Source organism: Desulforamulus ruminis DSM 2154, from assembly GCF_000215085.1.
GTDB lineage: Bacteria > Bacillota > Desulfotomaculia > Desulfotomaculales > Desulfotomaculaceae > Desulfotomaculum > Desulfotomaculum ruminis.
Window position 1 is genome coordinate 1759963 of sequence record NC_015589.1, and the last position, 19997, is coordinate 1779959.

The window sequence follows — 19997 nt, forward strand, 5'->3', positions numbered from 1 at the left end:
GAAATGATTTTGTCACAACGGGTTGTCGTTACCGGTCTGGGTGTTATCTCTCCTGTGGGCACCGGGTTGGACAATTTCTGGAACGCTTTGACTGCAGGGGTTTCCGGAATCAGTACCATAACCAGATTTGACCCCTCCGAATACAACACAAAAATTGCTGGTGAGGTTAAAGATTTTGATCCTTTCCAGTACATTGATAAAAAAGAAGGCCGACGGATGGACCGTTTTACCCAGTTTGCGGTGGCGGCTGCAGGGATGGCCATCGAGGACGCCGGGTTGGATCTTGAGGCCATTGATCGGGATCGCACCGGAGTGATTGTCGGCTCCGGCATTGGCGGCATGGAAACCTTTGAGGACCAGTGTAAAGTGTTGCTTAACCGTGGTCCAAGCCGTATCAGCCCCTTTTTCGTGCCCATGATGATTGCCAACATGGCTTCAGGCCAGATCGCCATTAAATACGGTCTGCGGGGTCCCAATATTACCACCCTGACAGCTTGTTCCTCCAGTGGCAATGCCATTGGCGACGCCTTTAAACTGCTGCAGAGGGAGAATGCGGATATCGTCATCACCGGTGGAACGGAAGCACCCATTACGCCGCTGGCCGTGGCGGGTTTTTGCGCCATGAAGGCCACCTCCACCCGCAACGAAGAACCGGAACGCGCCAGCAGACCCTTTGATGCCGACCGCAATGGTTTTGTTATGGGCGAAGGTTCGGCCATGATGGTTTTAGAAACCCTTGAGCACGCTCAGCGCCGGGGCGCCCGCATTTATGCGGAGATTGTGGGTTATGGCAGCACTTGTGATGCCTATCATATTACAGCTCCCGATCCGGAGGGTTCCGGAGCGGCCGGGGCCATGAAAATGGCCTTGCAGGATGCCGGGCTGAAGCCGGAGGATGTGCAGTACTTAAACGCCCATGGCACCTCCACGCCGGTGGGGGATGCGGCCGAGGTTCTGGCCGTTAAAAAGGTGTTTGGTGAATATGCCCATAAGCTGGCCATCAGTTCTACCAAGTCCATGACCGGGCATATGCTGGGCGCAGCCGGCGCCATTGAGGGGACCGTATCCATTCTCGCGGCCATCCATAATTTGGTTCCGCCCACCATGAATTACGAAACCCCTGATCCGGCCTGTGATCTGGACTTCGTGCCCAATAAGGCCCGCTCCATGGAAGTCAATGTGGCCATTACCAATTCCTTTGGTTTTGGCGGACATAACGTAACACTGGTCTTTAAAAAGTTTAATGCTTAGATCCGGGTGATACATTTGTCAAAACAAGAAGAGGCGATCCAGCGCCTTAAAGTGAAACTGGGTTTCCGGTGGCATAACCCCGCGCTGCTTACCCAGGCCTTGACCCACAGCTCCTGTGTGCATGAAAGCAGGGGCCACGGGTTGTGTCATAACCAGCGTCTGGAGTTTCTGGGGGATGCGGTGCTGGAACTTTTGATTAGTGAACACCTTTATCAGATGTTTCCAGACCGGACCGAAGGAGAATTAACCAAAAAAAGGGCGGCTTCCGTTTGTGAACCTTCATTGGCCAAGGTTGCCCGGGGGTTGGATCTGGGCCGTTGCCTGCGCATGGGACGCGGAGAGGAACGTTCCGGCGGCCGGGAGCGGCCATCCATTCTGGCAGATGCCTTTGAAGCGTTGTTAGGAGCCATTTATCTGGATCAAGGACTGGAGGTCACACGAAAATTTGTGTTGGCCTGTCTTCAGCCGGTCATTGAAGATGTGGTGGCCGGACGATTGGATCGGGATTATAAAACCGAACTTCAGGAGACACTGCAGCAAACTTCTCCGGAACCCTTAAGCTATGTAATTATGAATGAAACCGGGCCGGATCATAATAAGACCTTTACGGCCGGGGTAATTTACCGGGGGCAGGTCATTGGCAGAGGGAACGGTCATTCCAAAAAAGAGGCTGAACAGCAGGCTGCCAAAGACGCTTTTGCGCACCTTGGGGTGATTCGGGCCGCTGTTCCCAAAAACGGCTCTACTTCTAAATTACCAGAGTAACGGGGGTTCGCTGTTTTGTGCTTAAAAAGATTGGAAATCCAAGGATTTAAATCCTTTCGTGAACGGATTAAGTTGGAATTGAGTCCGGGTCTGACCGTTGTGGTGGGCCCCAATGGCAGTGGGAAAAGCAATATTACCGATGCCATCAGTTGGTGTCTGGGAGAGCAGCGGGTCTCCAATCTAAGGGGCTCCCGCATGGAGGACGTCATTTTTGCAGGAAGCGACCAGCGGAAACCCGTCGGCATGGCCGAGGTGACGCTAACCCTGGATAACAGCGCCCGGCTGTTCCAGCTCCCTTACGAAGAAATCGCGGTTTCCCGGCGTTTTTACCGGTCCGGTGAAAGTGAATACTCGATTAACAAGGTCCCCTGCAGGCTCAAGGATATCCATGCCCTATTCATGGATACCGGTTTAGGCCGGGGGGCCTATTCACTTATCGGTCAGGGGAAAGTGGATGAAATATTGAGCAGCCGGCCGGAAGAGCGCCGGTCCATTATCGAAGAGGCGGCCGGAATTGTTAAATACCGCCACCGCAAAGAAGAGGCGGTTCGGAAAATGCAGGGGGCGACCCAGGATTTAAACCGGGTGCTGGATATTATCTCGGAACTGGAAACCCGCCTGGAACCCCTTTCCCTTCAGGCTGAAAAGACAAGACAGTTCAACGACCTGCAAAAGGAACTGCGCAATTGGGAATTATCCCTCTTTAAACGGGATTGGGACGATCTGCACAGCCGTCTTAAGGAGATCAAAGGCCAACTGGAGCTGGCGAAAAAAGAACTAAACCAGGAAAAACCTCTTTATCAGGAAAAATATGAGGAGACCAAAGGACGGTTAACGGCTTTGGAAGAGGCCGTCTCCGCCGCCAGGGAACAGGTTTTTGAACTGGATCGCTCCATTGAGAGACAGCAGAACCGGCTCACCCTCATTCAGGATCAAGCCGGTGTTCAGGGAGAGGAAGCCCGGCGGCTGCAACAGGAACTTCAGGAAGCCCGGGAGGGGGCCAAGAGGATCCTGGCGGAACAGGCCGGAGAACAGGAGAAATTAAACCAGATCCAAAAGGAAATGGACCATTCCCCGGATAAAGAATGGGAAAAGCAACTGACCGAAATGGAACAGGGCTTGAGTCGTAAGCAGGAGCAGCAGGAACAGCTTAATGGGGAAATGATTGATCAACTCAATGTGGTTGCCAACCACCGGGGCAATAAAAATCAAGCTGCGGACCGCAGAGAACAGTTAAACCAGCGGTTAAAGCATCTGGAGAGAATTGCCGGGGAGGCGGAGGCAAAGAAAAAGGGGCTCCAGGAGAATGTTGCTGAAAGCACGGGGAAAATATCCCACCTGTTGGAGAGGAAAAAGCAAATTTCTCTGGACCAGGAGCACACGGAAAAAGAGCTAAAACAATCAGCCCTTGAACTGGACTCCCTACAGAAGCAGCGATCCACCGCCAAGGAAGAGCTGATTGCCCGGCAATCCCGGCTCAAGGTACTGGAAGAGCATTTTAAATCCCGCAGCGGTTTTATGCGGCCGGTGCGGGAGCTTTTGCGGGCCCCGGATGCGCCGGCGGGAATTTGCGGCACAGTGGTGGATTTAATTAAAGTTCCCGCCGGGTTTGAAACCGCCCTGGAAGCAGCCCTGGGAGGCGCCCTGCAGAATCTGGTTACGGAAACCTCCAACCAGGCTAAAGAAGCCATTGCCTTTCTAAAAAAGCGTCAGTTGGGCAGAGTGACCTTCCTGCCCCTGGATTCCCTGCGCCCGGCCCCGCCGGGAGAATGGGAAAAAAGGGCTCTGGACCTGCCGGGCATTGTGGGCCTGGCGGCCAAGCTGGTGGAAGTTGAACCCCGCTACCGTTCGGTTGTGGAACTGTTATTGGGCCGGCTGGTGGTGGCGGATACTCTGGAGAACGCCATAAAGGCCGCCCGGCGCACGGAGCAGCGTCTGCGCCTGGTGACCCTGACCGGGGAACTTTTTCATCCCGGGGGCTCCCTTTCCGGGGGCGGAGCGGTGAAGAATGCCGGAGGCCTGCTGCACACCCGCAGGGAAAGGGAGCAGTTGACTCAGGAAGTTCAGGAATTAAACCTCCGGGTGGAAGAGCTCACGGCGGCCTTGGCGGAAAAGCAAAGGAGTCAGCAGCATTTAACGGACCGGCTGCAGGAACTGCAGCGGGTGGAAGGGGCCCTGGAACTGGAAATTCAGGCCTGCCGGTTAAATTTGCAGCAGTCCCGGGAGGAACTGGACCGGGCGGATCAGCATGAACAGGAAAATCAGTGGGAAGCAGCCGGTGTTCAGGAAGAGCTGGCACGTTGGGCCCAAAGGGAGTTAAAGGCGGCAGAAGATCTGGCTGCCGCAGAAGCACAGTTGGCAGCCCTGCAGGATCAACTGACGGAGACTCAGGAAGAACTGGCTTCTTTGAGGAAGCGGAAGTCGGAGCTGGAACAAACCGTACAGCAGATGAGAATTCACCGGGCGGAACGCCGCCAGGAACTGCTTGGTCTGCAAAAAATCCTGGAACGGCTGCAAAAAGAATTGAACGAGAAAAACTTGTTTATAGCAACCGCTGAGGAAAACCTGGGGAACCTGAGCCGGAAAACCGCCGAACTGGGAGCTCAGGAAGAACAGATCCGTCAGGAGCTGTACCGCATGGATCAGGAACGAACCCGGGCGGTGCAAGGGCTGGCCGGAAAACAAAAGCAACGGGAGGCCTTGGCGCAAGAGGTTCGGCAGTTGGAGGAAAAATTAGAACAACTCCAGGAACAGTGGCTGCAAAACAATCAAAGGGTTCATCATTTGGAACTGCAGCAGGAACGGCTGCAAGCGGAACTGGAATTTTTGTCTTCCCGGTTTTTGGAAAAAGGCATTGAAGATCCGGCGGATTTGGTGGTGGAGCCGGTTGCCAATAAAAAACAAGCCCGTTGGGAAATCCAGCGGTTAAAAGAGCAGTTGGAGGCCATTGGCCCTATCAACCCCGGAGCCGAGGAGGAATACCGGGAAGTGACCGAAAGGCATGCCTTTCTCCTGGGACAGAAAAATGATTTGGAGGAAAGCCATCGGTCCCTGGAACAATTGATCGGGGAATTAAACCGTTTGATGGCCAGCCAGTTCGTACAGGCCTTCACCATCATTAACAAGAATTTTGACCGGGTATTTCAGCAGCTTTTTGGTGGCGGCGGCGCTTCCATGACTCTGACCGAAGAAGATTCCCTGACCTGCGGCATTGAAATTATGGCCCGGCCGCCGGGCAAAAAAAATCAAAACCTTTCCCTGCTGTCCGGCGGAGAGAGGGCCCTGACGGCCATTGCCCTGCTGTTTGCCATCTTAGAATATAAACCCAGCCCTTTCTGTGTGCTGGATGAAATTGAGGCTTCCCTGGATGAAGCCAATGTTCGCCGTTTTGCAGATTACCTGGCCAATACCTCCGGTGAAGTACAGTTTATTGTTATCAGCCACCGGAAAGGAACCATGGAAAAGGCCGACACCCTGTTCGGGGTAACCATGGATGGCACCGGGGTCACGCAGTTGCTGTCCTTGTCCCTGGATGAGTATAAACAGAGCGGCAAACGCCTGGCCTAATTTACAGCCGGCCCATGGTTGACAGGGCCTTTTAATAGGCATTATAGTAGGGACAGGCCGTGTCTTGAAAGCGGTCCAAAGTGTTCTGGGAGGTAGGATCAGTGGGCTTTTTTAATCGTTTAAAGGAAAGTTTAACCAAAACACGGGAATCCTTTGTGGAAAAGATCGACCAGGTGGTTACCGGTCGTAAAGGCATTGACGAAGAGCTTTATGAAGAACTGGAAGAGGTATTAATTCAGGCTGATGTGGGTGTAAATACCGCCATGACCCTGGTGGAGCGGGTTCGTAAGGGAGTAAAGGCCCGCAACGTGCAGGAGGCTTACCGGTTAAAAGATATTTTTCAGGAAGAGCTGGAATATCTGATGGGGGAAAAGATTTCTCCCATTCAGTTGAACCCAGAAGGCCCCACGGTGATCATGGTGGTTGGGGTCAACGGAGTGGGCAAAACCACTACCATCGGGAAACTGGCCCATAATTACAAAGAACAGGGCAAAAAGGTGCTGCTGGCTGCCGGAGACACCTTCCGGGCGGCGGCCATTGATCAACTGGAAATATGGGCTCAGCGGGTGGGGGTGGATATCATCAAACACCAGGAGGGCTCCGATCCCGGGGCGGTGGCTTATGACGCCGTCCACGCGGCCCGTTCAAGAAAGGCCGATATTTTGTTGATTGATACCGCGGGCCGCCTGCATAACAAGAGCAACCTGATGGATGAACTAAGAAAAGTTTACAAGGTGATTGCCCGGGAACTTCCGGGAGCGCCCCACGAAGTCTTGCTGATACTGGATGCCACCACCGGCCAAAACGCCTTGAACCAGACCAAAATATTTAGCGAGGCGGTCCATGTGACCGGCATTGCCTTAACCAAATTAGACGGCACGGCCAAGGGCGGCGTGGTTACCGCCATTGTAACCGAGATGGCCATACCCGTGAAGCTTATTGGCATTGGGGAAGGGATGGATGACCTAAAACAGTTTAACCCCAAGGATTTTATCGATGCCCTCTATGGTGTAAACAAGGAGGACCAATAAGAACGGAAGCCAGCGGGCCGCGGTTATTTTAACGGCCCGCTTTTACATGGGATGATAATAAAAAGACTGTAAGAACCAGACAGCCTTCGTGTCGTAGAGAAAAATTACTCTCTTTATTGGTAAAGCATAAAATTCAGGAATACACCCCCTGTAATGAATGACCAGCCACTTTTCAATGGTTTTATTAATATTTGCTAATTTGTTAGAATAATATAGAGATAAGCGGGCAATAGCCCGTAGTTTAATTTTAAAAAATAAAGGAGAGTGGTCCCGTCATTATGGGTGACGACACGTCATTCAGTATTATGCTGGTGATGAAGATTTTGCTGGCTCTTTTTCTGGTGTTTTTAAACGGCCTCTTTGTGGCGGCGGAGTTTTCCTTTGTCAAGGTGAGACCCACCCGGCTGGCCCAATTAATTGCCGAAGGAAACCGGAGAGCCAAGGATGCGCAGGTTTGTGTCAATAACATTGATACCTACCTTTCGGTCTGCCAGTTGGGTATTACCCTGTCCAGCCTGGGTCTGGGCTGGTTAGGGGAGCCGGTGGTGGCCAAATTATTGGAACCCCTGCTGTATTCCCTGGGCATGACTTCATCAACAGCGCTGCATTCTGTTTCTTTTGTAGTTGCTTTTGCACTGGTGACCTTTTTGCATGTGGTGTTCGGGGAACTGGTGCCCAAGTCGCTGGCCATCCAGCGGGCGGAAAGTGTTACCCTGTGGCTGGCCGGACCCATGCGGATGTTTTATTATCCCTTTTACCCGGGAATTGTACTGTTTAACGGTACGGCCAACCGGATTTTACGGAAGCTGGGGGTTCAGCCGGCCAGCGAGCACGAGGAAAGCCATAGTGAAGAAGAACTGCAGATGCTGGTTTCCGAGAGTTATAAAGGAGGGCATCTGGATAAAAACGAATGGCGTTTGCTCCAGAATGTATTTGAATTTGAAAGGCGGGTGGCCAGGGAGGTTATGGTACCGCGTCCGGATGTGGTCTTTCTGGACCGGGAAAAGTCCCTGGAAGAAAATCTGGAAATCGCCCGCAACACGGAACACACCCGTTTTCCGCTGATCGACGGCGACAGCGATCATGTGGTGGGGCTGGTACACATTAAAGACCTCTTTCGTTTGCAGTCCGGTTCCACTATGGATCAGGTGAAACGCAACATCATGATGGTGCCCGAGGGCATTCCTCTGGACCGACTGTTGAGGCAGTTTCAGCAGAACCACGAGCATATGGCGGTGGTGGTGGACGAATACGGCGGTACCAGCGGGATTATCACCATGGAGAATGTACTGGAAGAACTGGTGGGGGAAATTCAAGACGAGTTCGACCAGGAATGTCCCCAGGTGACCACGGAAAAAGAAGGAACCTTCATCGTAGATGGCAGGATGCTCCTGGAAGAAGCATCCGAGATGTTCTGCCTGCCGGTGGATGAAGAAGAAGAATACGATACCCTGGGGGGCTTTGTTTTTGGCAAACTGGGCAAGCGCCCCAGGGTGGGTGATGTGGTGGAACTGCCGGAACACCAATTGGAGGTGGCCGAAATGCAGGGCCTGCGCATTCACCGCATTCGTTTAATGATTATAAATAAAAATCTTTGCCAGGACGTACTGGCATCCTAGCAGCTCCGGGCCAAAGCCCGGAGCTTTTTGCTTTCGCAAAAGGATGATTACCGCGAACTAATACTATTTTAAATAACGTCAGGTTGTTAAAAGGACTTTTGAATAGGCATGGAGAAGATTGATTTGAATTTTCTTTGAGTAATTTTTGTCGTCGATCGTAGGTAGTTGTAGCTTCGCAAAAGATTCTGCAAAAAATCTCACCTGATTTTGCAAAACATTTTGCCAAACCACTGCATAAATTTTCATCGTACCCTCCCGGCAACCCGAGAGGGTACTCTGTTTTTTTGTGAGACTTTTTGTTATGCAATGTTCACCGTTTGTGTCTTTTCATTCCACTCCACCGTCCGTCCCAGAGCTTCCGCTAATGCCCTCACTGGGGCATAAGACCGGTCCGCAATCAGCATGCCCGTTAACACCTGGCCATCTACAATAATCCTCACGGTTCCGGGTTGAACCGGTTCAGGCAGCTCCACGCCCAGGTAATTGGCGATTCCATGGGCAATAGCTGTGGCGGTTAACTCCTGAAAGGCAGCATACCCCAGCAAATTCTCTTCCCCTGGATTGCTGATAAACGCTATTTCCACCAGACAGGCGGGCATATTGGTTTCTTTAAGCACTGCAAAATTATCGGTTTTAATGCCTCTATCCGGGAGGCACAAGACAGGAATTACAGAGTCGTGCACAGCCTTGGCTAGGGCATTCCCCTGGATACTTCCAGGATAATGGTATACTTCTGTACCCTTGGCGGTATTGTTTTTGGCGCTATTGCAGTGAATGGACACAAACACATCGGCTTCAGCCTGGTTGGCCAGCCTAGCCCTGGCAGAGAGGTCGGCGCTGGTGGTACTGCCAAGGGCTGTATCACTATCCCGGGTCAACCTCGCGTCGATACCGGCTCCCCGAAGTAGTGTGGCCACTTGTTTGGCTACCGCCAAGGTGACTGCCTTTTCCTGCAGCCCCTTGGACCCTACAGCGCCGGGATCATACCCGCCGTGGCCTGGATCTATGACGATGATCTTTCTCATTATTTCCTTTCCCCCTATAACTCAGGAATAAATACCTTATCTATCTGCGCATATGAGAATGCCTTGCTTCTCGTTTCAACAGCTTGCTTAATGGCAGAAAGAGCTTCTTCATAAGTCTCTTTAGGATCTGTGTATTTTATGGGTTTTTTGTCTTCGTTATAAAAAACAGCAACATATTTGGATGGTTAATGCTGCACAATTTAAGTCTGTTGTTCGGCATCAAGAAATTTATTGATCTGTGGATCATACCTTTTGCCGATAAGCAACAAGTCATTTTCCTCAACGGCTATAACATAATCACTTATTTGCACATCATCGATTACTACTGCTACCGTATGACAAATCATATCATCAGTTAATTGAGCAACGATCATAATAACACCACCTAGATAGTAATGACATACACCCCGTATTCTATGCCAACTCCCCACGAACTACCCCACGGACGATAAAATTGTATATTACTTGCATCATAAAGTGTAACTACAAAGTCCCTTGAACCAATATACTCATATATGTCATTTGCATTATTTGACACACTTGCATAAGTATATGGTACTATAAATGTTCTATCTACGTTTATGGGACTTATAGTTATCAATTTACTTTGACTACTTGCATCTATATACCCGCTACCACTATAGTACGCAACAGCTAAATTACTGAATTCAACGACAGTCCATCCTATAATAATGTTACCTTTCCCTAGATATTTATCTCTAGTAGATAAGGTTAAAGTAGTTGGTGATTCTAGCTTTGGTATTGGCTTCCTGGTCGGTGAAAAACCATAGGTAGTATCTCTAACATCTTGTACAAAGGTTAGCAGCACAATTGTTTTAGATACGTCAACGCTACCGATAGTGACACTAACACTAGCACTATTACTGCTGATTGTCGACGTCCCTTTTTGTATAGACCTGATGCCGCTTGGTATTAAGCTGCCAGCAATACCAAATATATCAACTCCGGTCTTGATGTTAGCGGATATTAAATCTGCATCACCTTTAACAATACCACCTGAAACATACCCTGCTGGTATGTTTTGATCAACTATCCCTGGTATAAATGTTGGTGCACCACGATTCGGCATCGTGCCTGCCGTACCTGCAATGGTAGTTCCGATCAGCACCTTTGATGCATCGAAGGTTACCGCAGCCACCCTACCGCTGCCGTTATGGTATCCTTGTGCAATGGTTTGGGCAGCAGGTCCGGGAGTAATATTCGCTGCCCCCCGGTTAGGCATGGTTCCGGTGAGCGTTGACCCGGTGCTGTTAATAAACGTTTTCCCCGTCAGCACATCCCCAACCACCGCTGTGCCAGCGGGCGTTACTCCGGTATTAATCTGCCCAATTTTCGTGGCCAACTGTGGAAAAGTGTCACTACCACTTGCGGGCACCCCTTTGTCAGTAATGGCGGTAGCAACCTGATTCTTACCATCACTGACAGAGGTAAAAAGCTCCGCCAAGGCTCCTTCCACATCAGTGGCCGTGAAATGGTTTCCTGTGTCAGCTACTGAAATATTACTTGCCTTGTGCCGATGAGACGAATCGGCCAAATGCGCAGTAAGGGCCGCATCCTGAGCGGCTTTGTCCTGGTCGATTTTGTCCCAGTTTTCATTCAGATGACGCTCAACATCAAAATACTCGTTTCCATCTGCGACGGGGTCAATCTTCAGTAAATTTAAGTTTTGGGTGTTTGTAGCCATTTGCTAACCCCCTCTATAAAATCGGTTGTACCGGTGAAAAATCTGTTAGTTTATGAGACTGCATTTCATTAACCGTTAATGTTTGGTGAATTTCCTTTATAAGCAGGTACCGCAGTTGGTATACGGCTTCAAGGTTCGCGGACTTGATTTCCTCAATGGCATTCTTTAGGTCATCCAAATTAGGAGGAACCCCCAGGGTGTCATTAAACTTCACAATAAAGTAGTAATCCTCGGGATGGTCATAGACATCCACCAGCCCACGCTCATACGATTGGGCCACCGTCCTAAGTAGTTCAATGGTAAACCTTCCTGCTCCACGCTTTTTACTGAGAATCACACTCCGCCGTTGGTCATCAGGCTTGCCAACATAGGATTTTATGCCGTATTCTTTCTCCCACCAGGACAGGCCCCAGGTGGCCGTGGTGATGGAGAACTGTTTTTCCACCTCCAGGATAACCTCTCGAAGGGCTTCAATTTGCTTCCCGATGGCCTCTATAAGGATCCGGCTTTCACCGGTGGAGTAATATTCCGGAAGCAGGGCCAGCATGAATTCGGTACTGTTCATGTGAGGACCGCCGTCCCCAGAACCGCCACAGAGCCGGGAGAAACCGGGATATTGGCAATGTCGTTATTTACCAGTAAATCGGTATAGTCAATGACTCCGGGAGTGACCGATAAGAGGGTTCCCAGCTTTGACCAGCGGATTGTGGTGTCCTTAGAAAAAGCAATTTCCTTTAGATGCTGTTTAACGGCTTCAATGTAACTGGCCTGTACCTCCGTCAGCGTTTTTCCAATCTCCAGCACCACGGTAACCGTAATATTAATGAGGACTTCCGGAGCGGCCACCACGGTGACGGTGGCACCAACGTTGGCTTCACCATCACCCACACCGTGAGGATGGGGGTCAATCCGTTCCTGCACGGTCTGAACCAGTTCTGTCGATGCGGGCATTTTCTCTGTATCCAAAAGATAGACCTTTACCGTTCCCCGGCCATCCCAGAGGGATTCCACATACACACCGCCCACGCCCGGAACCTCCATGGCCCACTGAATATAATGGGCTTTGTTGGCGGAGGTGCCGGGGGACCGGGCCAACGTCAGCAGCCTTTCGCGATATTGCTCCACCGGCTCAAGATCACGCCCACCCGTAAAACCCGGTGGGGCAACGGCAATGCTTTCCAGCAAAGACACCGCAATGCCGGTTTGCTTTAATTCCGTGAAAGGCTGTAAGTTCCCTGCATCCCCGGCAGCCGTGGCCTTGGCGGGAATCCCAACGGAAAGGGAGCCTTCCTGAAGGGTTGCGTCTTCCAGCGTTTCCAGAGTTACTATCATATCTAAAGTCTGAAATACCGTCCCTTTAGGCACCAACTCACTAAAAGGGGCCGGGGTACTCCGGGTACAAAGGATTTGACCGGAGGCTTTTTCTCCCGGATCCCGGACATGACCCATATCAATACCGTACAAAACCAGTGTTTCTTCGCTGCAGGTGGAAAGGAACCGTTCATTCATGACCAGTTCCGCCGTATGGTAGCCCCCGGCGATCACAGCAGCCACAGCCTCCAGCATCGAACGGTTGGGAGACCCGGCGTTCCAATCGGTCAGTTGTGAATTCTCATTGACGTCCTCAATCATTTCATTCAGGATTTGCTCATAGGTTTTAAACACCGGCAGGCTCATAAGATCCCTCCCAAACAACGTTTTCCGGTTTCGGCTGCCCCAGGACAATATAGGTTATAACGAACTGGACTTTTCTTTCTTCGTGGGATAGTTTAATCTGCACGGCCTGGACCTCAATTCGCGGCTCATAGGACAGGCATTCCCGCATGGCCAGGGCAGCTCGGGTGGGCCAGGTTTCATCCATCGGCTCACTCAACAAATCATACACCGGGTTTCCATACTCCGGATGGAGGACCAAGGCCCCCAGCGGGGTATGAATCCGGAGCCAAACCGCTTGCCTTACATTCTCCGGCCCGTCCTGGACCCGGTACCGGCCTCGTGAATTAATTTGGAGGTTTTCCTGCAGCGTAAAGGCCAGGGCCGTCCCCAGCTTTGGATTGACCGCCATGCAATCACCCCATTCTGGCAATAACCCTGCCGTCATTGATATTCCCATTTAGAAAGACAATGACCACTTCATCCCCAACCTGCAAGGTGCCAAATTGTATTTCCGTACAAGATCCGGTAGCAAAGGAGCAGCCTCCGGTGGTCATTTCCGTAAACTCAATCGTGGGTTCCCCAGGAGGCCGGATGATTTGGCCGCCGCCGGTGCTTACGCTGTTCACTCCGCCCTGGCTCATGGTCACGGCTTTTTCATACAGGAGATTGGTGGCCACCCGGACCCAGCCGGTTTCCATTTTAAACAGGGGCAGGTATACTCTGGCTTCCCGGCCATTTAAGGAAGTAATTACCCCAGCCTGGGGAAACATGAATTCTGTTGTACCCATGGTTACATCCTCTTTTCATTTTGATCATATAAATCCTGGCGGTACTGTTCAGCGGTGTCCGGGCGGATATTCGTAATTGTAAATTCCGTCCGGGCACCTTCCTGTTTGGATAGAATTTGCCGGGCCTGCTCCACGTAATACTCCCCGGAGAACCGGCCATAACCCTGGCAAAGGGTTTTTCGCTCGGCTTCCAGCATCAGATTTAAGGCGCTCAAACCCTCGCCGGTCACCACCTGGCGGGACCATTCTTGGAGCTTTTTTTCCGCATAGGACTGCGCCAGGGCCACGGTGGTGGCTTTCGCGACATACACAATCCGTTCTTTCACCTGCCCGCCCATGGCCGCCAGCAGGCTTTCATTGACAGCGGAAGCCTCAATCAGCCGTTTATTCTTCCCGGTCCAGTGCCGAACCGTCACCTTATTCACCACCCCAACGGCGGAATCATCAAAGGTGATGCGGCAGTTACTGTATCCATCCAGGCGGTAATATAGTTTCGTGATGACTTGTTCATCTATATCCTGCCGGGGACCAAAGTAAAGCTCTTTGTTCTTATTCACGTAGCAGACGAACCCCTCCAGGTCCGCCAGGGCCTGCAGGACTTCCCATTCCTTTTTGTTGGCGAACAACTCCCGGTCAACCATGGCCGTGGTGGCGGTGATCCTGGGGGTGAGTCCGTATTTGCTGGCCAGGTGCTGGGCTACCTGGCTGGAGGTTCTTTCCTGATAGGCCACGGAATACTCCGTGTCGATCATGGGGGCGGAATAGTCCCGGCCAAGGAGTCTCACCGTCATGCTGCTGCTGAAATCCGGTTTAATGCCGTCGATTCGCCCGGTGAAAATATGGGTCAGTTCTTCTTTGGTCCAGGCCTGCGGGTTCCCGACATAGCCCATGTATATCCGGACCTCCTGGTTTTTCCGGAACCAGTCCGACAGCAGGAGGTCATTCCGGAAGGTGGCTTCAAAAGAATCCGCCGCCAGGTACAGGGTATTGTCCACCTGGATGTCCAGGAGATCATTCCAGCGGACATTCACTCCGGCCACTTCCATGATGGCCCTGGGTGCGTCCATACTCATCACCCCGGTATCTTCAGAACGGTTCCGATCTGAAGCTTTCTTTCATCTTTTACGCCGTTCAATTGGGCGATTTCTCTCCAGCGAAGCGGATTGCCCAAATACTTTCCGGAAATGGCCCAGAGGGTATCCCCGGCCACCACGGTATGAGTTTTTTCCTCTGCCGGGGGAGAAGCCTCTGTTTGGACGGGCTCCACCAGGGTGACCACTTCCAAATAGACCGGGGGCGGGGGTGGAACGGCCACCAGTTCAATGGTGTACCCAACGTATTCCAGACGGACCAAATCCCAGTCAAACTTCCGGATACGCACCAGCTTGGACAGTTCCGGACAATCGCTCACCAGGAGTTGCACCGGCAGCCCGGCGTCTTTCATGCTTTCTAACTGAATGGCATCTTGATAGGCATTTTCCGAAACTAACGCCCCGGACCAGGAGAGGATGGTTTCATCTTCGCCCATGTCCTGATAATCCGGGGTTCCGGGAATGTCCAGTTTGGCCAGAACCCTGGGATTGCTGAATGAGATTTTTTGTTTGGGGCCGGGTGTAAATTTAAAGTCATTCAGATATACATCCAATCGTGTCACCTCGGAACCTATTTCACCAGGACCGGATCCTGCAGCCGGGGATCCCTGGAAAGCTGGTATTTATCCAAAACGGATCCCCCCAGGAGGTTGTGCACTTCTCGGGCGGCCCCTTTCGGATCCGTGCTCTGGATGTTAAACTCATACTTTCGGTTGTCATTTCCCCCGGAATTGCTAAGAACCTGCGGTTTCTGATATTCCTGGGCTTTGAAATCCCCGATAGAGGGCTTATCCATCCAATTAAAATGAACCGGATCCTTCCCAAAAGCGGTGCGGACCTTGTTAATCACATCCACCACTTTGCTGGCCCAGGAAATGACCCAATCCCGGAAGCCGCCGAAGTTTGTTTTCCAGGCAGCCACCCCGGCGGCAATGGCCGCCGTAACTCCTAAGATAATCCAGCCCACCGGGCCAAGGCCGATCAACCAGGCCAGGGCTATCCGGGCACCGGCCAATAGGGCTTGAGCACCCACCGTAAGGGCCTTTTTCCCAAATCCGCCCAGCACATTGCCAACCTTGGTCAGTAGCGGGTGGCCAAAGGCGATAGCGGACCAAAGTGCCCGGAAAATACCGTTGCCCTGGCGGAAGTATTTAAAGGCGGTATAGAGGCCCTGGGCTTTAGAGGCAAAGTTTGATAAAAATATTAGTATTGGACCGAAAAAACCTCTTATTACATTAAATAGACCCATACTACCTCTTATTAACGCCATCCCTCCAACAAGTCTTAGAATTGCTCTTGTTGCTTCTGGATTTGCCTTAGTCCATTCCATTACTGCATTAGTTGTGTTTGTGGCCCATTTAACAAAGCTTTTCATTTCATCAATCATTGGACTTCCAGAGGAAGTCATAAGAGTTTCCCAGGATCCCATCAGGGATTCAAACATACCAGCCAGAGTCCCCTGCATTTCAGCAACTTGCTCATCAATAGCCTTCATTCGTTCGGCTTTTTGCACCATTTCTTCATAGCTGCCTTTGCCATTTTGGGCTAAAGCAATGGCCGCCCGCATCCCTTGGATACCAAACACATCTTTAAAATTTTGCAGGACTTGCAGCTTGTTGCTGCTTTCAATAAGTTGGTCAATCTCTTCCGCCGGCAGCAACTCCCCGTTGGCATTGTATAAGCCTTCCAGGTTCACCCCGGCCAATGCGGCCCGCAGGCTATTCACCAAGTGCTGGGCGCTGCGGAGTTGACCCCGTTCGTCAAAAAGACTGTTTTCCCCGCCGCTAATTTGCATTTTGCCGGTCTTGGTATAGGATACCTGGGCGTCCTTCAGCCAACCCATTGAATACAAAGCCTTTTGGGCTTTGGGGGTGACTTTATCCAGGTTGATCAGCATATCATTTAAATAGTTCCCTGAAGAGTCCCCCAGACCCATATTGTGCAGGGTGCCTAAAAGCAAGGTGGTTTCCTTGGCCTGCAGGCCCATAATGTGCGCAGTACCGCCGACCTGCTGCATATCGTGCATGATGGCCTGGACCTCCGCGCTGGAAGCATTGGCGGCCCGGTTAATATCATCGGCAACCTGCATGAGCTGGCTGCCGTTTAACTGAAACATGTTGGTTATCTGGCTTACAGCGTCGGCGGCAGCCGTGGCGGCAATTTCCGCCGTCTGCGCCAAATACATGGACGCCTTTGCCCCGCCGGTCATGACATCTTCGTACTCCATGCCGTTGCGGAGGAGCGCCCGCTGGGCCTGGGCCGCCTCCGTGTTATTAAAGGCGGTGTCTGCGCCCAACTGCAGGGCTAGCTCCGAGAGCTTTTCCAGTTGTTCCTCCTGCAGGTTCAGCGGGACCGTGGAATCATAATTGGCCAGTTCAACGTTTTTCATTACGCTTTCAAATTTGGTGGCATTGCGGATGGACTCTTCCAACGGAATGGCCATCACGGCGGCACCACGCAGGTGATTCATTCCGGAATCCCGTAGTTCCTGATATTTTTGCAGTTTCCTTTGCGCGTCCTCAATGTTGGTGCTAAGTCCGGAAATCATTCTCCTAGCGGAATTAATATTCGGACCCATGTTATTCATAGCCGTCAGGACCAGGGCTACCGTCATGGTTGTACTGGACATTTATATTCCTCCAAAAACCAACTTGTAATAACAGCAATATGTGGAATATAATAATCTAAAAGCAATTGGGGTGAGATGACATGTTTAGTTCATTAATAGACATAATCTTTGCCCTACCCACTTTAGGCTTTGGGCTTCTTTTCTTATTTATTGCTGGTACAATTGGAGCCTGGGGCTTTCAGCTTATTTTTGGTGGCAACTTTTGGGTATGGTTTGCTGTAATGGTTATTATTGGCTTGTTTTATAAACCCCCTGCCCTTCGGAAGGGTAGGGAAGAAGAGGGGCGGGGCTAATCCTGCCCCTCTTGATTTTGATTTCTGCGTTCCTCACACAGCCATTCAAAACTTTTCCAAACAGCTTTCTTCTTGATTTCGCCCCAGCCTAACCAGGCTTCGAGAGAGATTCCGAAGGCTTCGGCAAGCTGGCACCATCGGTAGAGGTCAAGCTGTTTAGCAAAAAATCCGCCGCTTCGTCCGCCGATTTTTGCCGGTCTTCATTCATGCCGAACATGCGCTCAAACACCCGCTTATAAAACAGCACATCCGCCTGGCTCCAATCACTGAACAGGGTTTTATACTCCCCGCTGGTAGCCTTCCCGTCCACCTTTTTAACACATTTGGCGGCCACGTAATCGTCAATGAGCATGGCGCAGCCAATTATATTTTCCTGGGAAATGTTCACCATTTTTAACACATGGTCCTTATCGACCCCCAGAGGTTCCCGAAATTCAAGCACTTTGCCGCTGGGTAACGTCAGCGGCCCGTAGGTCCGTGGCATCTTCATCCCTCCAAAATTTAAGCCGGTTCAATTCCTTCGGCTTTAAAGCTAATGTCTTCTGAAACAAGGTCTTTGCCCGCCTTGGCCTTAATGGCCAGTTCGTCAATTTTGCAGTTCAATAGTCGGTATCTCCCGGAAAATCCTTTTTCCGGCGCATCCACATTAAAGATAATGGTAAACCTCGGGGAAGCAGGGATCCGGGAACCCCGCTTCAGCGAGGTCGTTCCCCAAATACGCCGGATGATGTCCAATTGTGTGTGTCCGCGCTTCAGCTTCCCCTCAATGGAGATTTCCCCGTCCAGGTTCTCCGCGATCCGGTCCCCCAGGGCCAGGTACTTTTCAGCATCCTCCTTGATGGTAAATTCAACTTCCTGATATTCGCCCACCAGATCCGGGCCGTTACTGCCTACCACGGTCACCGAAATATCAAACCCCTGTAACTTATGCCCCATCATCCGTCACCTCCGTTTTCGTTTTTTTCTGCCGGGTGGGAGCCGGTTCCGGACCCGTTTCCAGTTGGCGCACCGGACAATGGGGGATGCACAGGCCGCAGTCAATGCACTGATTGCCAACCACCGCCTTGCCCCGTTCCAGGGCCAGCGCCTTCACCGGGCAAACCTCCAGGCACAAACCACACCCCGGGCAATTTTCTTTTACCTGAATCATGCAGCAGCCACCCCCTACGACGCAGAGCCAATTTGGCGCTGAATATAGACATCCACATAATCCGCCGGGTACGTAAACCTGGGCCGAACGGCCACGTTTAAAATCCGGGCGGCAATGGTTTCTGACGTGTTGTTGCTATCGTCGCAAAGAGTAGGCTTATAATCATAAATCTCCCGGTTAAGCTTTTTGACCAGCATCAGCGCGTCTAACTGCGCGGCCACAGCGGTCCGAAGCTCCGGCGTGTTTTCCTCGGAAATAGCCCACTGGATGGCGGCGAATACCTCCATTTCCAATTGGTCCGAAGCTCTCCGGATGCAGGTCTGACTCCAGGCGGAATCCGAAGCAAGGTTTACACCGTTCCGTACCCGGAACCCACGGCCCGGTACCAGGGAAATGGGACTGATCCTGGCCAGGGTCAGGGTTTTCACTTCCGCCTCGGACAGCATCCGCTCGGCAGAGAGAATTCCCTGAATCTGCTTGTTGCTGGGGCTTTGATTCGACCGCAGCACCGAAAGCAGCCCGGCGTAATAGCCATCCGGAGCCACATACTGGCCGGGAAGCTCCACCGGCTCCACCCAGGGATACGTTAAAATCCCCCTGGCAGCGTCCATACTGGCGGTGGTGGCCGCCGCGGCATCGACCGAAAGATTTTGGACCGGGTTCAGTATCGCCACCCGGAGACCCTGGCCGATGGAAGCCCCCGCGCAATGAGTCAACAGGGCGTTTTGTACTGTGGCGCTATGCTGCTGGGCACAAAGCACCAGACCAACCTGCACCGTTTCCAGTACCTTTAAACCGCTTCGTTTCCCGTTCTCATCCAGGGTTCCAATATAATCCCCGTCCGCCGCGGCGGCTCCGTCATTGCCCCCGGCCAGCGGCGTGGAAGCAATGTTTTGAGGCAGGTTGGTCGCCTCTGTCACCTTACTAACGGTGACAAACTGAGAATTTACGTTATTCAAATTCTCCAGGGTCAGGTTATCCAGGGTTTCCGATTGGCTGCCGTAGATCACCACCAGCTTGAACGTGCTGGCCGCGGTTCCGGCGGCCACCGCCACCTTGATGTCGTTGCCCCAGGTGCCGGGAGAAGCAGCGGTAACCTTGATGCTGTCCGCTGCAGAGGCATCCTTATAAATCTTCTCCGCCGCCTTCATCGCGGTACCGCCAATGCGAACAATTTTTAAATCCGAGGCACCCTGGTTCAATGCCGCCAAAGCGGAGAGGTACCCGGTCAAGCCCTCGGTATATCCCCCAAAGGTCGTTACCAACTGTTCCAAACTGCCGATTGTTACCGCCTGATTCACCGGCCCCTTTGAGAAAGTCCCCACCAGGCCGATGGCGGAAAGGCTCACCGCCTGCGTAGGCCGGGTGCCAACGTCTGATTCGTCAATGGCAACGCGAGGTTGAATGTATTCCATGACCAACCTTCA

21 protein-coding genes are annotated in these 19997 nt (G+C 51.9%); 6 read left to right on the plus strand and 15 right to left on the minus strand.

Going from position 1 to position 19997, the window contains the following annotated elements; genetic code table 11:
- Positions 1 to 9: 9 nt before the first annotated feature.
- The 5 genes from fabF (at position 10) to DESRU_RS08860 (ending at position 8233) form a co-directional block, all read left to right on the plus strand.
- The gene (gene fabF / locus DESRU_RS08840) at positions 10 to 1251 is read left to right on the plus strand and encodes a beta-ketoacyl-ACP synthase II (RefSeq protein WP_013841763.1); all 1242 of its coding nucleotides are present in this window, start codon (positions 10 to 12) and stop codon (positions 1249 to 1251) included.
- Between the two features lie 15 nt (positions 1252 to 1266).
- Positions 1267 to 2016: a ribonuclease III gene (gene rnc, locus DESRU_RS08845; RefSeq protein ID WP_013841764.1), complete on the plus strand. Its 750-nt coding sequence runs from the start codon at positions 1267 to 1269 to the stop codon at positions 2014 to 2016.
- A gap of 15 nt (positions 2017 to 2031) precedes the next feature.
- On the plus strand, positions 2032 to 5583 hold the full coding sequence (smc, locus tag DESRU_RS08850; protein WP_013841765.1) for a chromosome segregation protein SMC: 3552 nt from the start codon (positions 2032 to 2034) through the stop codon (positions 5581 to 5583).
- Between the two features lie 101 nt (positions 5584 to 5684).
- A complete protein-coding gene (gene ftsY, locus DESRU_RS08855) occupies positions 5685 to 6614 on the plus strand; it encodes a signal recognition particle-docking protein FtsY (RefSeq protein ID WP_013841766.1) in 930 nt (309 codons plus the stop codon).
- 278 nt (positions 6615 to 6892) lie between these two features.
- Entirely contained in the window at positions 6893 to 8233 is a 1341-nt protein-coding gene (locus tag DESRU_RS08860; RefSeq protein ID WP_013841767.1) for a hemolysin family protein, read from the plus strand.
- A gap of 78 nt (positions 8234 to 8311) precedes the next feature.
- On the opposite strand, the gene DESRU_RS20810 is transcribed toward DESRU_RS08860, so the two are convergent.
- From DESRU_RS20810 to DESRU_RS08905, 11 genes are all read right to left on the minus strand, one after another.
- On the minus strand, positions 8312 to 8479 hold the full coding sequence (locus DESRU_RS20810; RefSeq protein WP_013841768.1) for a hypothetical protein: 168 nt from the start codon (positions 8477 to 8479) through the stop codon (positions 8312 to 8314).
- 53 nt (positions 8480 to 8532) lie between these two features.
- Positions 8533 to 9258 carry an N-acetylmuramoyl-L-alanine amidase gene (locus tag DESRU_RS08865; protein WP_013841769.1) on the minus strand — a complete coding sequence of 242 codons (726 nt, stop codon included), beginning with the start codon at positions 9256 to 9258 and terminating at the stop codon, positions 8533 to 8535.
- Positions 9259 to 9458: 200 nt separating this feature from the next.
- Positions 9459 to 9632 (minus strand): hypothetical protein, encoded by a 174-nt coding sequence (locus DESRU_RS20815; RefSeq protein WP_013841770.1) that lies wholly within the window; start codon positions 9630 to 9632, stop codon positions 9459 to 9461.
- 11 nt (positions 9633 to 9643) lie between these two features.
- Positions 9644 to 10963 carry a hypothetical protein gene (locus DESRU_RS20820; RefSeq protein WP_013841771.1) on the minus strand — a complete coding sequence of 440 codons (1320 nt, stop codon included), beginning with the start codon at positions 10961 to 10963 and terminating at the stop codon, positions 9644 to 9646.
- 13 nt (positions 10964 to 10976) lie between these two features.
- On the minus strand, positions 10977 to 11528 hold the full coding sequence (locus tag DESRU_RS08875; RefSeq protein ID WP_013841772.1) for a putative phage tail protein: 552 nt from the start codon (positions 11526 to 11528) through the stop codon (positions 10977 to 10979).
- Positions 11525 to 12640 (minus strand): baseplate J/gp47 family protein, encoded by a 1116-nt coding sequence (locus tag DESRU_RS08880; protein WP_013841773.1) that lies wholly within the window; start codon positions 12638 to 12640, stop codon positions 11525 to 11527. Before DESRU_RS08880 ends, DESRU_RS08875 begins: the two co-directional genes overlap by 4 nt.
- Entirely contained in the window at positions 12621 to 13028 is a 408-nt protein-coding gene (locus DESRU_RS08885; RefSeq protein WP_041275356.1) for a GPW/gp25 family protein, read from the minus strand. Before DESRU_RS08885 ends, DESRU_RS08880 begins: the two co-directional genes overlap by 20 nt.
- A 4-nt stretch (positions 13029 to 13032) precedes the next feature.
- Positions 13033 to 13407 (minus strand): hypothetical protein, encoded by a 375-nt coding sequence (locus DESRU_RS08890; protein ID WP_013841775.1) that lies wholly within the window; start codon positions 13405 to 13407, stop codon positions 13033 to 13035.
- Between the two features lie 2 nt (positions 13408 to 13409).
- Positions 13410 to 14474, minus strand: a complete 1065-nt coding sequence (locus DESRU_RS08895) for a phage late control D family protein (protein WP_143758766.1) — start codon at positions 14472 to 14474, stop codon at positions 13410 to 13412.
- A 5-nt stretch (positions 14475 to 14479) separates the two neighbouring features.
- Complete coding sequence (locus DESRU_RS08900; protein WP_013841777.1) at positions 14480 to 15052, minus strand: LysM peptidoglycan-binding domain-containing protein; 573 nt, start codon at positions 15050 to 15052, stop codon at positions 14480 to 14482.
- A gap of 17 nt (positions 15053 to 15069) precedes the next feature.
- The gene (locus DESRU_RS08905; protein WP_013841778.1) at positions 15070 to 17127 is read right to left on the minus strand and encodes a phage tail tape measure protein; all 2058 of its coding nucleotides are present in this window, start codon (positions 17125 to 17127) and stop codon (positions 15070 to 15072) included.
- Between the two features lie 80 nt (positions 17128 to 17207).
- On the opposite strand from DESRU_RS08905, the gene DESRU_RS08910 reads away from it, so the two are divergent.
- Complete coding sequence (locus tag DESRU_RS08910) at positions 17208 to 17420, plus strand: hypothetical protein (RefSeq protein ID WP_013841779.1); 213 nt, start codon at positions 17208 to 17210, stop codon at positions 17418 to 17420.
- Positions 17421 to 17508: 88 nt separating this feature from the next.
- Here DESRU_RS08910 and DESRU_RS08915 read toward each other — a convergent pair whose 3' ends face one another.
- From DESRU_RS08915 to DESRU_RS08930, 4 genes are read right to left on the minus strand one after another with little or no spacing between them, the layout of a single operon-like run.
- A complete protein-coding gene (locus DESRU_RS08915) occupies positions 17509 to 17904 on the minus strand; it encodes a hypothetical protein (protein WP_013841780.1) in 396 nt (131 codons plus the stop codon).
- A gap of 17 nt (positions 17905 to 17921) precedes the next feature.
- Positions 17922 to 18359 carry a phage tail tube protein gene (locus tag DESRU_RS08920; protein WP_238446397.1) on the minus strand — a complete coding sequence of 146 codons (438 nt, stop codon included), beginning with the start codon at positions 18357 to 18359 and terminating at the stop codon, positions 17922 to 17924.
- Entirely contained in the window at positions 18346 to 18570 is a 225-nt protein-coding gene (locus DESRU_RS08925) for a 4Fe-4S binding protein (RefSeq protein ID WP_013841782.1), read from the minus strand. Before DESRU_RS08925 ends, DESRU_RS08920 begins: the two co-directional genes overlap by 14 nt.
- A gap of 14 nt (positions 18571 to 18584) precedes the next feature.
- Positions 18585 to 19985, minus strand: coding sequence for a phage tail sheath N-terminal beta-sandwich domain-containing protein (locus DESRU_RS08930; protein ID WP_238446398.1), 1401 nt, complete (start codon positions 19983 to 19985; stop codon positions 18585 to 18587).
- Positions 19986 to 19997 lie beyond the last annotated feature (12 nt).

What these genes read in the sequence shown, in the direction of transcription:
- DESRU_RS08890 (WP_013841775.1), bottom strand. Translation starts at nt 13,407, where the DNA reads ATGGGTACAACAGAATTCATGTTTCCCCAGGCTGGGGTAATTACTTCC.
- DESRU_RS08895 (WP_143758766.1), bottom strand. Translation starts at nt 14,474, where the DNA reads ATGGACGCACCCAGGGCCATCATGGAAGTGGCCGGAGTGAATGTCCGC.
- DESRU_RS08885 (WP_041275356.1), bottom strand. Translation starts at nt 13,028, where the DNA reads ATGGCGGTCAATCCAAAGCTGGGGACGGCCCTGGCCTTTACGCTGCAG.
- DESRU_RS08915 (WP_013841780.1), bottom strand. Translation starts at nt 17,904, where the DNA reads ATGCCACGGACCTACGGGCCGCTGACGTTACCCAGCGGCAAAGTGCTT.
- DESRU_RS20815 (WP_013841770.1), bottom strand. Translation starts at nt 9,632, where the DNA reads ATGATCGTTGCTCAATTAACTGATGATATGATTTGTCATACGGTAGCA.
- DESRU_RS08880 (WP_013841773.1), bottom strand. Translation starts at nt 12,640, where the DNA reads ATGAGCCTGCCGGTGTTTAAAACCTATGAGCAAATCCTGAATGAAATG.
- DESRU_RS20820 (WP_013841771.1), bottom strand. Translation starts at nt 10,963, where the DNA reads ATGGCTACAAACACCCAAAACTTAAATTTACTGAAGATTGACCCCGTC.
- DESRU_RS08930 (WP_238446398.1), bottom strand. Translation starts at nt 19,985, where the DNA reads ATGGAATACATTCAACCTCGCGTTGCCATTGACGAATCAGACGTTGGC.
- DESRU_RS08925 (WP_013841782.1), bottom strand. Translation starts at nt 18,570, where the DNA reads ATGATTCAGGTAAAAGAAAATTGCCCGGGGTGTGGTTTGTGCCTGGAG.
- DESRU_RS20810 (WP_013841768.1), bottom strand. Translation starts at nt 8,479, where the DNA reads ATGAAAATTTATGCAGTGGTTTGGCAAAATGTTTTGCAAAATCAGGTG.
- DESRU_RS08910 (WP_013841779.1), top strand. Translation starts at nt 17,208, where the DNA reads ATGTTTAGTTCATTAATAGACATAATCTTTGCCCTACCCACTTTAGGC.
- DESRU_RS08905 (WP_013841778.1), bottom strand. Translation starts at nt 17,127, where the DNA reads ATGTCCAGTACAACCATGACGGTAGCCCTGGTCCTGACGGCTATGAAT.
- DESRU_RS08875 (WP_013841772.1), bottom strand. Translation starts at nt 11,528, where the DNA reads ATGAACAGTACCGAATTCATGCTGGCCCTGCTTCCGGAATATTACTCC.
- DESRU_RS08920 (WP_238446397.1), bottom strand. Translation starts at nt 18,359, where the DNA reads ATGATGGGGCATAAGTTACAGGGGTTTGATATTTCGGTGACCGTGGTA.
- DESRU_RS08860 (WP_013841767.1), top strand. Translation starts at nt 6,893, where the DNA reads ATGGGTGACGACACGTCATTCAGTATTATGCTGGTGATGAAGATTTTG.
- DESRU_RS08865 (WP_013841769.1), bottom strand. Translation starts at nt 9,258, where the DNA reads ATGAGAAAGATCATCGTCATAGATCCAGGCCACGGCGGGTATGATCCC.